Below are 14,462 nucleotides of genomic sequence, written 5' to 3' on the forward strand. Positions count from 1 at the left end.
CCATCCATTCATGATTCCATTCATCGACACCCACGCCCACCTCGACGGCGAAGAGTTTGGCGACGACCTGCCCGAGGTGGTGCAGCGGGCCCGCGCGGCCGGTGTCGGGGCCATTCTGGTGCCCGGCATCGACGACAGTTCTGTGGACTCCGTGATGGCCGTGTGCCGCCGGTTTCCGGGCTATTGCTACCCCATGATAGGGCTGCAGCCCGAGGAGGTGCGGCCCGGTTGGGCCGACGTGCTGGCCCGGATGAAGCGGCGGCTTGAGGCCAATCTGCAGGCCGAGGCCGACACACCCCTGCGCTATGTCGCCGTGGGCGAGTGCGGACTCGACTTCTATTGGAGCCGCGAGTTCGAGCGCGAACAGCTTGCCGCTTTTGAGCGGCAGGTGGAATGGTCGGTGGAACACCGGTTGCCGCTGATGATTCATTGCCGCAAGGCGCAGAACGAGATGCTGCACCTCATGCGTCCCTACGCCGCACAGCTGCCCGGCGGCGTGTTCCATTGCTTCACGGGCAACCCGCGCGAGGCCGAAGATTTCCTGCAGTTTGACGGGTTCTGCCTGGGTATTGGCGGCGTGTCTACCTTTAAAAGCAGCCACCTGCGCACCGACTTGCCGGCCGCTGTGCCCCTCAATCGCATCGTGCTGGAGACCGACAGCCCCTACATGGCTCCCGTGCCGCATCGGGGCCAGCGCAACGAGAGCGCCCTCTTGGTGCACGTGCTCCACACGCTGGCTGCGAGCTACGGCGTGCCTGACGACGAGGTGGCCCGCGTCACCAATGCCAATGCAGCCCGCCTCTTTGGGGGCTCCATTGTTCGCGATTTTGGGCAAATCATTAAAGAAACATAAAATAATCTGCAATTGAATGGTATTTAAACGAAATATCATACTTTTGCACTCGCAATTCAAAATTGCCGATCAAACACAAAGGGAAAGATGCTCGAGTGGTTGAAGAGGCACGCCTGGAAAGCGTGTATACGCCAAAAGCGTATCGGGGGTTCGAATCCCCCTCTTTCCGCGTTTGAGGCAATTGCGTTTTCTGAACTAATCCCGCGCAGAGATGAAACATTTGATTCAGCGTCTCACCATCGTTTTCTTTTTCTTTCTTAGCTTCTCGTTCGTGCAGGCCCAAGCTGTGTCTTCGTCTCAAGCCAAGCCCGACACGGCTGCCCATGCGGCCGACCTTGACAGTGCTGCAGCCGAGCAACTGCTCGACGACGGCATGGCCGCCGCCGACACCGCCGTGGCCCCCGTCGAGAGTCAAGGCTTCTACAAGTCGCTGAAGACCAAGTTTATCGAGGGCAATGCCGGCTTCATGTCGCTCGTGGCACTGGCTCTGGTGCTGGGTTTGGCGTTCTGTATTGAGCGCATGATCTACCTCAGCCTCTCCGAAATCAATGCCAAACGGTTCATGCGCGACCTCGACCGGCGCCTCATGGAGGGCGACGTTGAGGGGGCCAAGACGCAGTGCCGCGAGACGCGTGGCCCCGTGGCCTCCATCTGTTATCAGGGATTGGAGCGCATCGACGAGCCGATAGACAACGTGGAACGCTCGGTGCAGAGCTACGGTTCGGTGCAGAGCGCCAACCTGGAAAAGGGCTGTTCGTGGATCACGCTGTTCATTGCCATGGCCCCGTCGCTGGGATTTCTGGGCACGGTGATCGGCATGGTGATGGCGTTCGACCAGATTCAAACCGCCGGCGACATCAGTCCGACGATCGTGGCCTCCGGCATGAAGGTGGCACTGATAACCACCATTTTCGGCATCATCGTGGCCCTCATCCTGCAGATTTTCTATAATTACATCCTCTCAAAGATAGACCATCTCACGGCGCAGATGGAGGAGTCGGCCATCACACTGCTCGACTCCATCATGAAATACAAGCTCAAACGCGCATGAAGAAACAATCGGATAACTGGCGGCAGTGGCCCGCGGAGAGGCTGTCCATCCGCCTCTTCTACGCGCTGGTGGCGGTGATTGTGGTGGTTTTCGCGCTGTTTTGGCTGGTGGGTTTCGACCGGCCGTTCGACAACGACCCCAATTTCAACGCCCCGCTCCTGGCCGATGCCGTGCTTGTGCTCATGGAGCTACTGCTGCTTGGCGCCGTCGGCTTCACCGCGTGGTCGGTGGCGCACGTGCTCCGCGTGCGGGGCAAGGCCGACCGACTCGACAACAACATTCCCACGAAAAGGATAGGCTATGGCATCATTGCCGGCGTGGCGGTGCTCATGGCAGTGGGATTCCTGGCCGGCTCTTCGGCGGAAATGACCGTCAACGGGCTGCGCTATGCCGACACTTTCTGGCTGAAAGCCTCCGACATGTTCATTTTCACCTCGCTGGTTCTGATGGTTGCAGCCGTCGGAGCCGTGGCGTATGGTGCCACTAAATACGTTCGTAGGAAATGAGGTTCCGCCATCGTCAGCACAGCGTTCCGCAGCTCAACACCACGTCGACGGCCGACATTTCGTTCATGCTGCTGATATTCTTCCTCGTCACCACCAATATGGACGTGGACAAGGGACTCGCGCGCCAGCTCCCTCCGCCCGAGCGACAGGAGCGGCAGGAGTCGGTCGTGGACAAGGGCACGATGCTTGAACTGACGCTCACGGCCGACAACCGGCTGCTTGCCGACGGCCGCCCCATGCCCGTGTCGCGGCTCCGCGCGCGCGTCGAGGCGTTTGTGACGCAGGTGGCCCCCCGGCACCTCATCAAGGTGCAGGCGGATCCCGCGGCCAGCTACGACGCCTATTTTCAGGTGCAGAACGCGCTGGCGGCGGCCTATCGACGGCTGCGCAACGCCGAGGCCCGCCGTCTCTACGGCCGCGACTATGCAGAGCTCTCACCCCAACAACGCGACCACGTGAGGGACCTCTGCCCGCAGCGCATTGCCGAGCCCTACGACAATAGTGCCGCTGAGCCCGTCTCTGCCCCCGCCGCGGCCGGGAAAGGAGGCCGCCCATGAGCCTGTTTCGCCGCCGTCGGCACGAGGTGCCGGGCCTGAACACGGCCTCGCTGCCCGACCTGATCTTCACCGTTCTCTTCTTCTTCATGATTGTAACGCACATGCAGAAGGTGGCCGTCAAGGTGCAATACCGCACTCCACAGGGCACGGAGCTTACTCGGCTGACCAAGAAATCGGCCGTGACCTATATCTACATCGGCCGTCCCACGCCCAGCCTCCAGCGAGCTGCCGGGCAAGAAACGCGCATCCAACTGAACGACAAATTCGCCTCGCCGCAGGACGTGGCCGACTATGTGGCAGCCGAGCGCGACCGCATGTCGCCCGAGGACCAGCAGCAGATGACAGTCTCCATCAGGGCCGACCGCGACACGCGCATGAGCGTCATCGCCGACGTGAAACAAGCCCTGCGACAGGCCAAAGCCCTGCGCATCAGCTACTCGGCCGTGGAACGGAAAGGCCGTAAATGACGTTTTGCAATGTCATTCTATCATTAAAATAATCTAAATAGTTGCGATTCAGAATTATTTTTACTACCTTTGCGGGCAAATTAACAGTAATATGGCACGTCATCAGTTAGATAATTTAGACAAGAAGATTCTGAAATTGGTCGTCGCCGACGCCCGAATCCCGTTTCTGGAAGTGGCTCGCGCCTGCAACGTAAGCGGGGCGGCGATTCACCAACGCATACAAAAGCTCATCAAATTGGGCGTTATCAAGGGGTCGGAGTATATCGTCAACCCTGAGAAAATAGGCTATGAAACCTGTGCCTACGTGGGGCTCTATTTGCAGGATCCCTCGAGTTTCGACGACGTTGTGGAGAAACTTCGCCAGATTCCGGAAGTGACGGAGTGTCACTATACCACGGGCGGATACGACATGTTTATCAAGATTTACGCCCGCAACAACCACCACATGCTCAACATCATCCACGACAAGCTGCAGCCGCTGGGGCTCTCGCGCAGCGAGACCATCGTGAGCTTCAATGCCGTGATCGACCGCCAGTTGCCTATTCTTGACGAGGAACCAGCCGAGGCCGACGACGATTCGGCCGACGACGAGTAGGCTGTTCCGACGCGGATTCCCCATACAGGGCCACGCTTTCTTCTGCACCATGGGGCAGACGGGGGCGTGGCCCTGTTGCGTTTGCGGCGCAACGGCCGTGCGATGACACCGTAAAGGCCACGCGAAAACGGTGTAACCGCATCGCGATTACGCCGTCATGGTTTTGCGTAAACGGCTGTTTTCGAGCTGGATGGCGGCGCAGACTAAACCCTTTCGTAGTCTACGAACGTGAAGCCGGGGCGCTGTTCGCGGCGCACGATGCGCCAGTCGGCGGCGACAATCTCGGGAAACCAGGCGTCGGCCAGGGCGGGCTCGGCATCGACGTGGGTGAGATAGAGCCTGTGGGCCAGGGGCAGTGTCTGCCGGTAGAGGCTCTCGCCGCCAATCACCATCACCTCGTTCTCGCCCCCGCAAGCCGCCAGTGCTGCCTCCAGCGAGGCATACACCTCGCAGCCCGGCAGCCTCCGCACGCTGCGGCTGAGCACGATGTTGCGGCGGTGGGGCAGGGCGCCGTGGGGCAGCGACTCGAAAGTCTTGCGCCCCATGACGACGGCATGGCCCAGCGTGAGGGCCTTGAAACGGTGCAGATCTTCGGGCAGGTGCCAGAGCAATTGCCGGCGGAAGCCGATGGCCCGGTTGGCGGCCAGGGCGGCAACAAGGCTAATCGGCATGGGGGCGGCACGTTGGGGCGGCCAAGGCGGCGAGCACGTCGACGGGCGTGTCGGGCAGATGGCTGCTCTTGATTTTCCATTCTTGAGGGTAGAGATTGTTGGCCCGGCCGCCCAGATTCTTGGCAAAGCCCAGCGCGTGGCCGCGGCAAGCGATGACCACGAGGCCGCGCGGCGTGTCGGGCGGTAGCGTCACCGCCTCCTTGCGCAGGTAGGCAACGGCCGTGGCATAGTCCACTTCGGCCCGCGGAAAAGCGTCGGAGCGCAGCGCAGTGGAGAGGGCCAGCGAGGCGTGGGGCACGAGGTCGCGGCCTTTCTGCACGCCCAGCGTCACGCCGGCATGAAGCACGTGCAGCTGCCGGGCAGCACGCTCGTAGAGCGTGTGCCAGGCTGCGGGAACGGCCAGCCGGGTGCCTCGCAGGTCGGTGGGGCGGAAGTCGCCCTCGAGCCATGCCTCCACGGGGGGCAGGGCGGCCGGTGCGTTCGCCTTGTTGCGGCGGTCGGGTTGCTTGCGGGCTGCCGGTTTGCGGGCTGGGCCGGCGAGTTGAGCAAGCACCCCCTCGCTCTCGCCATGCTTGCGCAGGGCGGCCATGAAGAGGCCCTCGCCGCGCGTCTTGCCCGGGATGAAACGGCACACAGGCTCCCGCCCGACGAGCGCCCCGGTGATGTTCCACTCCGGGCGCGTGGGGATGTCCACCACGTCGGCCCCCAGCTGCTGGGCTATCCAGTCCACGTTCTCCTCATTTTCCTCGGCGTTGAACGTGCAGGTGGAGTAGGCGAGCAGACCGCCTGGGCGCAGGGCGGGCCACACATCCTCGACGATGGTGCGCTGCAGCTGCCGGCACTGGGCCACGTGCTGCCGGCTCCAGGCCCCGATGGCTCCCTCGTCCTTGCGGAACATGCCCTCGCCCGAGCAGGGCACGTCGGCCAGAATCACGTCGAACAGCAGTCCCGACCGGCCGTAGTCGCGCGGAAAATTATGGGTCACCACCGTGTCGGGGTGGCCGAATTTCTGCACGTTCTCGGCAAGGACGCTGGCCCGCAGCCGCACGGGCTCGTTGGCAAAGAGTAGGCTGCCCGGAGGCAGCACGGCGCGGGCCGCGGTGGATTTGCCGCCCGGGGCCGCGCAGAGGTCAAGCATCAGCACCGGCGTGGGCGCCAATTGGCGCAGCACATGAGCCACAAACATCGAGGCGGCTTCCTGTACATAGTAGCAGCCGGCATGGAGAAACGGGTCGAAAGTGAAGTTGGGCCGGCCGGCCAAATAGCGGCCCTCGGCACACCAGGGCACGGCATCAGCGCCCGGTCGGAGGGTGTCGGCGCGGGCCGACGGGCCGGTGGCGGCAGTCTTGAATGGGTTGAGACGGATGCTGACGGGCGGTTCGGCCGCCAGCCCCTGGCGCAGCGTGGCGTAGAGGGCGTCGCCCATGAGCCGGCGCGTGTCGGCCTCGAAATCCTGGGGTAAAGTCATGAAAACGGTGGTTTTGACGTTGCAAAAGTAGAATATTTTTCGTTATTTTGCAACTAAACCCCTGCCTCTTTCGTCCAAAACGCAGAAAATTGAAAAGAAAGAAACGATGAAACAAGTATTCATAGCATTGGCATTGATGCTTACTCTCAATGCCGGAGCGGCCGGTGTGAAGCCGCAACACCGCCACCACACACCGACCGAACTGGTGGACAGCACGGCCAAAGGTGGCATCGAGGCCTACTCGGACACCACGTCGGCACCCGCCGGCGAGGAGGATTCCACCTACACATCGACGGCCTACGACCTGGGGCACGATGCCGATTCGGACGTTCACGACCTCTTCCTGCGGCTCGTCGGCGGCACCATCGGCGTGGGCGGCGTGGTCATCGCCATCCTCATCATCCTGGCCCTGCTGGTCTGCGCCCTGGCCCCGTTCATCTTGTTGGTGCTCTTGCTGAAGTATCTCATCAACCGGCACAACAGCAAAGTGTCGCTGGCCGAGAAGTCCATGGAGACCGGCGTGCCCATCCCCGACGAGCTCAAGCCGGCCCCGACCGACTCGCCGGGCTATTATAAGCGGAAAGGCATCATGAACATTGCCGTCGGTGTGGGCCTCACCCTGATGTTCTCCGTCTGGGGGTCGGACGTGCTCGTGGGTGTCGGGCTGCTCATTGCATGCCTTGGCGTGGGTCAGCTGGTCATAGCCAAGACAACGAAATAGTGGACCGGATAGAAGACATTGGTCTGGTAACGCAGGTGGCCGTATTCCACAATCGGCGCGCGTTCGACAAGCTGACGAGGGAATACCAGTCGCCTGTGCGGCGGTTCTTTCTCGGTCAGACCCTCGGCGACACGCAGTTGAGCGACGACCTGGCACAGGACACATTTGTGAAAGCCTACACCCACATCGGACAGTTCCGGGGGCAGTCGTCTTTCCTGACGTGGCTCTTCCGCATTGCCTACAATGTTTTCTATGACTACACGCGGGGCCTTCGGCCCACGTCCGACCTGGACACGCCCGCCGTGACCGGGCGCAGCGGCGGCAGCGGCGACGGCAGCCTGCGCATGGATCTCTACGATGCGCTGCAGCTGCTCAACGACAACGAGCGCAGCTGCGTGACGCTGCAACTCATGGAGGGGCAGCCCATCGAGAAGATTTCAGAGATTACGGGCATGCCCCAGAACACGGTGAAAAGCCACCTTTCACGAGGTAAAAAGAAGATGGCTACATTCTTGAGGGCCAACGGGTATGGATAGTTGGATTGTAGTTCTGCTGGAGATTCCGACCTCCATGCAGTGGCTTTCAAAAACCAAGACGGTATCATCTTCAAACGAAGACAGGGCCCTTTTAAAACCAAGACGGTGACTTTTTAAAATGAGGAACGCGTCTTTTTAAAATCAAGACAATGATGGAAACAAACGAGAATACAAGAATGGAAGATGCTCGGGCCGACGATGAGCTGCTGATGCGCTTTTTCAGTGAGGCCCGGTGCGACCTGCCCGACGACGGATTCACCGACCGCGTGATGCGTCGTCTGCCGCGTCGGGTGCGCCGAATGAACCAGCTCTGGACCACGCTGTGCGCCGCTGCCGCCATGGCCCTCTTCCTATTGTTCGACGGTGTGGCCGATGTGCGCATCCTCATCAGCCGTATGCTGGGCGATGCCGCCGGCTATTTGTCGTCGGTGAGCCTGGGCGGTCTGCCGCCGTTGGCCCTGCTGACCACGCTGGTGGTGCTGGTCGTGGTGGCTCTGTGCAACTGGCGGCCGAGCACTTTATAGAGTGTATCACGGTGCGGAATGGGGCCGGACGGGCCATGGAGAAATGCTATTTGGAGCTACCCAAGGCGTTTTCGGATGTAGAATGCGGGGAACATGTGGTTATGCCCAACCATTTTTACATCTGTGATCTGCGGCACGACAGGATGATTTTCTCCGCGAACAACGGAGAATTACAAGATAATTGCGTAATTTTGCAACCCTGCGAAAGTGTAGCATTCGCCTATTTAACAACGAAAACAGCATGTCCAACACCCATCCCTCCCGCATCACCCTGCCCGCCGAATGGGCTCCGCAGAGTGCCATTCAGCTCACATGGCCCCACGCCGCCACCGACTGGAAGCCCTATCTGCAAGCCATTACGGCCACCTTCGTGGAGTTGGCGCGGGAGATTGCACGGCGGCAGAAGCTGGTAATAGTGTCGCCGGAGGCGGAAAAAGTAAGGGAATTGCTTCTGAAAGAACTGGGCGAGGCGTTGCTGCGCAACGTCCGCTTCTGTACGTGCGCCACCAACGACACCTGGGCACGCGACCATGGGGCCATCACGCTCTGCGCTGCAGATGCCGCGGCCGACGGCCGGAGGGAGTGCCGGCTGCTCGATTTCAAGTTTAATGCCTGGGGAGAGAAGTTTGCTTGGCGTGCCGACAACGACATCAACCGGCAGCTGCTGGCCTCGGGACTGCTCCATGGCACCATGGAGAACCACAACGACTTCGTGCTCGAGGGCGGCTCCATCGAGAGCGACGGGCAGGGCACCATCATGACCACTACGTCGTGCCTGCTGGCTCCCCACCGCAATCAGCCGCTCACGCAGCCGGATATTGAACGGCGGCTGAAGCGCGTGCTTCATGCCGAACAGGTGGTTTGGCTCGAGCATGGAACCCTCATTGGCGACGACACCGACGGCCACATCGACACCATCGTTCGGATGGCCCCCGACGATACGCTGCTCTATGTGGGCTGCGACGACCCGGCCGACGAGCATCATGCCGACTTTGCGGCCTTGGAAATGCAGCTGCAACGCCTTCGCACCATGGCCGGCCGGCCCTATCGGTTGCTGCGGCTGCCCATGCCCCGAGTCATGTACGACGGTGGCGAGAGGCTGCCGGCCACCTATGCCAACTTCGTGATTCTGAACGGAGCAGTCATTGTGCCCACCTATCGGCAGCCCGACAACGACCGGAGGGCCATGGAAATCATCGGCGAAGCCTTTCCCGACCGGGAACTGATAGGGATGGATGCTTCCACCGTGGTGCGCCAGCACGGCTCGCTCCACTGCCTCACCATGCAATATCCGGCGGGTGTCGTCGACTAAACCATAACCTCACATTCAACACCAGACATGGAACTCAAGATTGGAATACTGCAACAGCAGAACAGTGCCAGCGTGGAAGACAACGTGAACCGACTCTCGGCCGGCGTGGCCCGGCTGGCCCAAGAGGGTGCGCAGCTCATTGTGTTGCAAGAACTGCACAACTCGCTCTACTTCTGCCAGACCGAGAACGTGGATCTGTTCGACCTCGCCGAGCCCATCCCCGGGCCCTCAACCGAGCACTTCGGCCGGTTGGCGCGGCAACATGGAGTGGTCATCGTGACGTCGCTCTTTGAGCGGCGGGCCGCAGGCCTCTACCACAACACGGCCGTGGTGCTGGAGAGAGACGGGAGCATCGCCGGCAAATACCGCAAGATGCACATCCCCGACGACCCCGCCTACTACGAGAAATTCTATTTCACGCCGGGCGACCTGGGCTTTCGTCCCATCCAGACCTCGGTGGGGCGGCTGGGCGTACTCGTGTGCTGGGACCAGTGGTATCCCGAGGCTGCCCGCCTGATGGTCCTGCAAGGTGCCGACCTGCTGATTTATCCCACGGCCATCGGCTACGAGTCGAGCGACACGCCCGAGGAACAACAGCGGCAGCGCGAGGCTTGGACCACCGTGCAGCGGGGCCATGCCGTGGCCAACGGGCTGCCCGTGGTGACGGTGAACCGGGTGGGACAGGAGCCCGACCCCAGCGGCCAGACGGGCGGCATCCGGTTCTGGGGCTCCAGTTTTGTGGCCGGGCCGCAGGGCGAACTGCTCTGCCGGGCCTCCGATTGTCGGGAAGAGAGCCGCGTGGTCAGCGTGGATCTGGGCCGGGGCGAGCAGGTGCGCCGCTGGTGGCCTTTCCTGCGCGACCGCCGCATTGAGGCCTATGGCGACATCACTCAAAGATTTATCGACTGAAAGGCTCCTTTCCGTTTTATCACTTTCCTGCCCCGTCGCACGGCGATGCCGCGAAACTGTTTGCCCGCATGCTGTCCGGCGGGGCAGTATGTGCCCGCTCGTCCATAGCGTCGCGGGCGGCCGCAGAGGCGCGGGTGCCGACGGCCGGAACGCCACATGAAATCCATGTTCCCGTTTCTTGTAATATAAAGAATGTCGAAAAAAAGGTGTCTGCGACATATCTTGTATTTTCTGTTTTAAATGTGTTGCGGCGCATTCGGCCCATTCCATTAATTTTGCAACACCTAAATGAATGACAGAAGATGTTGGAAAAGCCACTCTACTTTGACCCTTTTGGCCAAGTAGAATTTGCTCCTGTTGGCCACAACATGATTGCCCCTTGTAAAGTTCTGGTGCAGGGGTCAATTTTATTTTACCCTTTTAGATTCTCTGGCTTTTCTTAGCCCTTAACTTACGCATGCTTTCGCCATATAATTCTATGGTATGCGCCGTATGAATGATACGGTCAAGAATGGCATCTGCTATTGTCGGGTCCCCCACCATGTCATACCAGTTGGACGCAGGGTACTGTGAGGTTATGATGATGGATTTCCGTTCATGCCTGTCTTCGATAATTTCGAGCAGTATGGGCCGTTCCCTGGCGTCAAGATGCACAAGGAACAGGTCATCAAGGATAAGCAGCTGGCACCGCTCGATCTTCTTGAGTTCTGCCTCGAGTGTACCCTTGATTTTGGCCACTTTCAGTGCCCCGAGCAGTTTTGGGGCATTGGCATAGAAAGTGCGGAATCCCCTTATGCACGCCTCGTGGCCGAGGGCACATGCAGAAAGCTTTTTCCCGTACCGGAAGATCCTGTGACGAAAAGGTTCTGCCCTTTGTTCACGAAATCCAGGGTGGCGAGGCGTTCCATCTGATTGCGCTCCAGCCCCCGGTTCGTGGCATAGTCTATATCTTCAAGATAGGCCTTGTAACGGAATGCCGCATTCCTGGTAAGCCGTGCTATGGCAGCCTGGGCACGATGGTCCCATTCTCGTGCAAGAAGCATGGAAAGGAAAGTGTCCGCCGTCATGGCCTGCGGCGTGGTGCCGGCAAGGCTTTCCCTGAAGGCCTCCGCCATACCATGCAGCTTCATGCGGTTCATCAAATCAAGCGATATGGCATTCTGATCCTGCTGTCCTGTAACAGGAGCTGTCTTGTTGTTTGTTTCCATAAATCCGAACTTTATAATTCTTGTTTGTCTTTTCTGTAATATTCACGTCCGCGTATGTTCTTGTGGGTCGGTGGCGCAGGGGAAGCCCCGAGGGGCTGTACCCTTCCGTCCTCATCGGGAAGGAAATCCGCGTCTTCTCCCAGTTCAAGCACCTCGCGTAAGGCCTGATATCCGTATTGCAGCTTCTGGTTTGCGCAGGCGCAGGCCGCGACCAGACGGTCACGCCCGTACTTTTTCTCCAGCGTCAGTATGCCCCGGCAGGCTCTGAACGCTTTTGGAGGATACTGCATGAGCCGCTCCACTTCCCGAAGATAGTTCAATACGGTGTTGTCCATTTCCGAGGCACGCCGGAAGAGTTCCTCCAAGTCCTTGTCATAAGGGCCGTAATGTCCCGGCAGGTTGTGCTCCTTTTTCCATGAATAAGCGTAGGGGACGTCACTGCGGTCATGGGCGGCGACAAGGTTCATGCCACAGTAGATTTCCACCGTGTCGGCATCGTAGAGGATCGTCACGCGTTTCCCCACATGTTCCTTGGGAACACTGTAATGGTGCTTGAACAGCGATACGTAGGAGTTCCTGCCGACGGTCATCAGCTTTTTCTCTTTCATGACGTAGCGTTTCAGTGGAAGCGGGCGGAGGTAGTCCTTCTCACCGCGCAGGAACATCTCCTTGCGTGACGCCTCCCGGCCGGCCATCACCTTTTCATTGAAATCGTGCAGGGAAACATGGATAGCGGCATTGAGATCGTCCAGGCTGGAGAAAGTCATTCCCTCTATGTCCAGGTAAACGGAACGGTAGAGAAGCTTCACTGCGTTTTCAACAAGGGCCTTGTCCTTGGGGTGGCGTACACGGGCGGGATAGACCGCACAGCCGTAATGCTCGGCAAAAGCGGCGAAATCGTCATTGATGACGGGCTCGTTGCGGTCGCTTCGGGTGACGGCCGCCTTCAGATTGTCGGGGACTATTGCCGCCGGAGCCCCTTCGAAATACAGCATGGCATTCTCGCATCCCTTGATCAGGTCTTCCTTGCGCTGCGACCATACGGCCTCACAGTAGGTGTAATGACTGAACGGAAGGATGGCAACAAAGACTTCGGCCTTCCTCGTCTCGCCTGTCATCTCATCGACAACTTCAAGCCTGTCACCGGCAAAATCAACATACATCTGGTCTGCGGCATAGTGCTCGACATGGCCGACGACCTTGATGTGGAACTTGTACTGGCGGACTGCCCGCTTGAAGGAAGACAGCTGAAGACCGTCAGGATATTCAGCATGATACTCCTTAAACAGTTTTCTGACACTCATCCCTTTGCGTGTCAGGCGGGATACATATCCGGGAAGCAAAGCCTCCAATTCAATCCTTTTGGAAGAAGGCTACCGACGTCGGGATTCCGTACCGACAAACATCTCATGCAACTGCTCCTCGGAAAGGGAGAGAAGCTGATCGATGCTTTTCCCACTTGAAAGGAACAGGCGGACATACTTGCGGACAGTGTTACGGGAAGTATGGAACGTGGATGCCGTTTCCTTGATACCCATCCCTGCCGCATAACATCTTAAAATGTTCTTGATTCTCTTGTTCATTTGCATAGATTTTATTATTACCCCTTACACCAGGACTCGGGTTCCCAAATCTACATAAAAAACTCTAACGACACTTGTACTAAGTGGTTAATGTTATTTTGGCCAAAAGGGTCAATCATATTATGGCCAAGGTGAGCAATCCTGTTTGGCCAAAAGGGTCAAAGTAGAGTGGCTTTTCCAAATGCTTTTAAATGTTGTTTGATGCTGCAAAGGTACGCCGTATTTTCCCTCCGCCTTTTACACAAAACTCCACTGTTCGGGCCAATTTTTCAGAAAATGAAAGGACGACACGAGTTTCGACGAAACACATTGGGCTTGCAATATAATAAAATAATGTGTAACTTTGTGACTAAAATCACTGGAAATATGGAACTGACTTACCAACAAATACCAACAGGATGGCCGCTGTGCTTCCTGAAAGAATGTGTGCGCAAGGGCGAATGCCTGCGCTATCGAGCCGGTCTTGCCATTCCCGCCGACCTGCAACAGACCCTCTCCGTCACCCCGTCTGTGCTGAAAGGCCCCGTGTGTCCGATGTTCAGAAAGATAGAGACCATGCGGGTTGCCGTGGGCTTCAGCCGTATCTTCAGGGAGGTGAAGCAGCGGCATGCCCCCCAAATGCGTGCGGAGCTGACGGCCTATCTTGGCGGCAACGGCACCTACTACCGCTACTTGCATGGCCACCGCGCTCTCTCCCCCGAGCAGCAAGCGTGGATAGCCGAATTGTTTCGCGGTTACGGCTACACCGAAGAAGTGGTCTTTGATGCCTACGAAGAACGTTTCCGCTTCTACAACGACTGACGACCAAGGCGTTACCGCACATTGGTAATAGCATTACCACATGCCGGTAATGGCATTACCGCAGGCTGGTAATCCTGTTACCACGCTTTGGTAACAATGCGTTGCAAGGCATATCTTCAAGGCGCAAGCATCGGTTGGTGATGTTTCAGACGGTTTGCCTTGATGCTTTCTGCCGAAAAGTGAAAGGAAAAGCGACTTTTGTGTAAGGCCGGTTCCGTTTTATCGCCGTATATTTATACCGGTAAACCAAAGACGAAGACGTATGAAAAAGATTTTATCGCTTGCATTGATTCTGCTGGGTGCGCTGGGCGCAAGTGCCTGTACACCGGCTAAAAAGGAAATAAGGGAGGTTGAAAGCATGAATCTGCAAACGCTCGACCGCATCGACAATAATCATATGTTCTCATTGAAAGCGGGCGAGATGGTGATTATCGGGCTTCAGCAATTGATGGAGAATACGCAGTGTTCTGTCGATTTGGATGCAATGTGTATCTACGTAAAACAGGATTTCTTGGAGCTTTGCACGCCACGCAGCAATTATGGCATCAAAGGTTCGTTGGCTCTTTATTCCTGTCCGATGATAACTTTCGAGAATGATTCTCGGAATAAATAGACTCTGTATGAGGTCTTTATTGATGTGCTTTCTTTTTTAAGCATGTGTATGTTTTTATAACAACTGTGATTGACTCATAAATGGTAG

At 58.2% G+C, this 14,462-nt stretch carries 15 protein-coding genes, 1 tRNA gene and 2 pseudogenes; 14 read left to right on the top strand and 4 right to left on the bottom strand.

The genetic code is table 11. The annotated features are described in order from the left end of the window. Positions 1-10: 10 nt before the first annotated feature. The 7 genes from PREDE_RS07670 (at position 11) to PREDE_RS07700 (ending at position 4,029) form a co-directional block, all read left to right on the top strand. Positions 11-853 carry a TatD family hydrolase gene (locus tag PREDE_RS07670; protein ID WP_005846196.1) on the top strand — a complete coding sequence of 281 codons (843 nt, stop codon included), beginning with the start codon at positions 11-13 and terminating at the stop codon, positions 851-853. A gap of 81 nt (positions 854-934) precedes the next feature. Next, positions 935-1,022 (top strand) — tRNA-Ser (locus tag PREDE_RS07675). A gap of 42 nt (positions 1,023-1,064) precedes the next feature. After that, positions 1,065-1,904, top strand: coding sequence for a MotA/TolQ/ExbB proton channel family protein (locus PREDE_RS07680; protein ID WP_005846198.1), 840 nt, complete (start codon positions 1,065-1,067; stop codon positions 1,902-1,904). Beyond that, complete coding sequence (locus PREDE_RS07685; protein WP_005846200.1) at positions 1,901-2,410, top strand: hypothetical protein; 510 nt, start codon at positions 1,901-1,903, stop codon at positions 2,408-2,410. Before PREDE_RS07680 ends, PREDE_RS07685 begins: the two co-directional genes overlap by 4 nt. Next, the gene (locus PREDE_RS07690; RefSeq protein ID WP_005846202.1) at positions 2,407-2,967 is read left to right on the top strand and encodes an ExbD/TolR family protein; all 561 of its coding nucleotides are present in this window, start codon (positions 2,407-2,409) and stop codon (positions 2,965-2,967) included. The genes PREDE_RS07685 and PREDE_RS07690 overlap by 4 nt, the downstream gene beginning before the upstream one ends. Next, the gene (locus PREDE_RS07695) at positions 2,964-3,434 is read left to right on the top strand and encodes an ExbD/TolR family protein (protein ID WP_005846204.1); all 471 of its coding nucleotides are present in this window, start codon (positions 2,964-2,966) and stop codon (positions 3,432-3,434) included. Before PREDE_RS07690 ends, PREDE_RS07695 begins: the two co-directional genes overlap by 4 nt. A gap of 91 nt (positions 3,435-3,525) precedes the next feature. Continuing rightward, positions 3,526-4,029, top strand: a complete 504-nt coding sequence (locus tag PREDE_RS07700) for an Lrp/AsnC family transcriptional regulator (protein WP_005846208.1) — start codon at positions 3,526-3,528, stop codon at positions 4,027-4,029. Between the two features lie 203 nt (positions 4,030-4,232). On the opposite strand, the gene PREDE_RS07705 is transcribed toward PREDE_RS07700, so the two are convergent. Next, positions 4,233-4,700 (bottom strand): dihydrofolate reductase, encoded by a 468-nt coding sequence (locus tag PREDE_RS07705; RefSeq protein WP_005846210.1) that lies wholly within the window; start codon positions 4,698-4,700, stop codon positions 4,233-4,235. Next, positions 4,690-6,168: a methyltransferase RsmF C-terminal domain-like protein gene (locus PREDE_RS07710; RefSeq protein WP_005846212.1), complete on the bottom strand. Its 1,479-nt coding sequence runs from the start codon at positions 6,166-6,168 to the stop codon at positions 4,690-4,692. Before PREDE_RS07710 ends, PREDE_RS07705 begins: the two co-directional genes overlap by 11 nt. 106 nt (positions 6,169-6,274) lie before the next feature. On the opposite strand from PREDE_RS07710, the gene PREDE_RS07715 reads away from it, so the two are divergent. From PREDE_RS07715 to PREDE_RS07735, 5 genes are all read left to right on the top strand, one after another. After that, positions 6,275-6,889 carry a DUF6249 domain-containing protein gene (locus PREDE_RS07715; RefSeq protein WP_005846215.1) on the top strand — a complete coding sequence of 205 codons (615 nt, stop codon included), beginning with the start codon at positions 6,275-6,277 and terminating at the stop codon, positions 6,887-6,889. Beyond that, positions 6,889-7,425 (top strand): RNA polymerase sigma factor, encoded by a 537-nt coding sequence (locus PREDE_RS07720; protein ID WP_005846217.1) that lies wholly within the window; start codon positions 6,889-6,891, stop codon positions 7,423-7,425. Before PREDE_RS07715 ends, PREDE_RS07720 begins: the two co-directional genes overlap by 1 nt. 149 nt (positions 7,426-7,574) lie before the next feature. After that, entirely contained in the window at positions 7,575-7,949 is a 375-nt protein-coding gene (locus PREDE_RS07725; RefSeq protein ID WP_005846219.1) for a DUF5056 domain-containing protein, read from the top strand. A 241-nt stretch (positions 7,950-8,190) separates the two neighbouring features. Next, entirely contained in the window at positions 8,191-9,261 is a 1,071-nt protein-coding gene (locus tag PREDE_RS07730; RefSeq protein ID WP_005846221.1) for an agmatine deiminase family protein, read from the top strand. Positions 9,262-9,288: 27 nt separating this feature from the next. Then, positions 9,289-10,170 (top strand): carbon-nitrogen hydrolase, encoded by an 882-nt coding sequence (locus PREDE_RS07735; protein ID WP_005846223.1) that lies wholly within the window; start codon positions 9,289-9,291, stop codon positions 10,168-10,170. Between the two features lie 420 nt (positions 10,171-10,590). Here the strand turns inward: PREDE_RS07735 and istB are convergent. Together istB and istA are read right to left on the bottom strand one after the other, a co-directional pair. Next, positions 10,591-11,378: pseudogene (gene istB / locus PREDE_RS07740) on the bottom strand (IS21-like element helper ATPase IstB). An 11-nt stretch (positions 11,379-11,389) separates the two neighbouring features. Further along, positions 11,390-12,961: pseudogene (gene istA, locus PREDE_RS14050) on the bottom strand (IS21 family transposase). A 366-nt stretch (positions 12,962-13,327) separates the two neighbouring features. On the opposite strand from istA, the gene PREDE_RS07750 reads away from it, so the two are divergent. Together PREDE_RS07750 and PREDE_RS07755 are read left to right on the top strand one after the other, a co-directional pair. After that, positions 13,328-13,762, top strand: coding sequence for a DUF6078 family protein (locus PREDE_RS07750; RefSeq protein ID WP_015310337.1), 435 nt, complete (start codon positions 13,328-13,330; stop codon positions 13,760-13,762). Between the two features lie 262 nt (positions 13,763-14,024). Further along, complete coding sequence (locus PREDE_RS07755) at positions 14,025-14,375, top strand: hypothetical protein (protein WP_005846230.1); 351 nt, start codon at positions 14,025-14,027, stop codon at positions 14,373-14,375. Positions 14,376-14,462 lie beyond the last annotated feature (87 nt).

It is taken from the genome of Prevotella dentalis DSM 3688 (genome assembly GCF_000242335.1).
Lineage (GTDB): Bacteria > Bacteroidota > Bacteroidia > Bacteroidales > Bacteroidaceae > Prevotella > Prevotella seregens.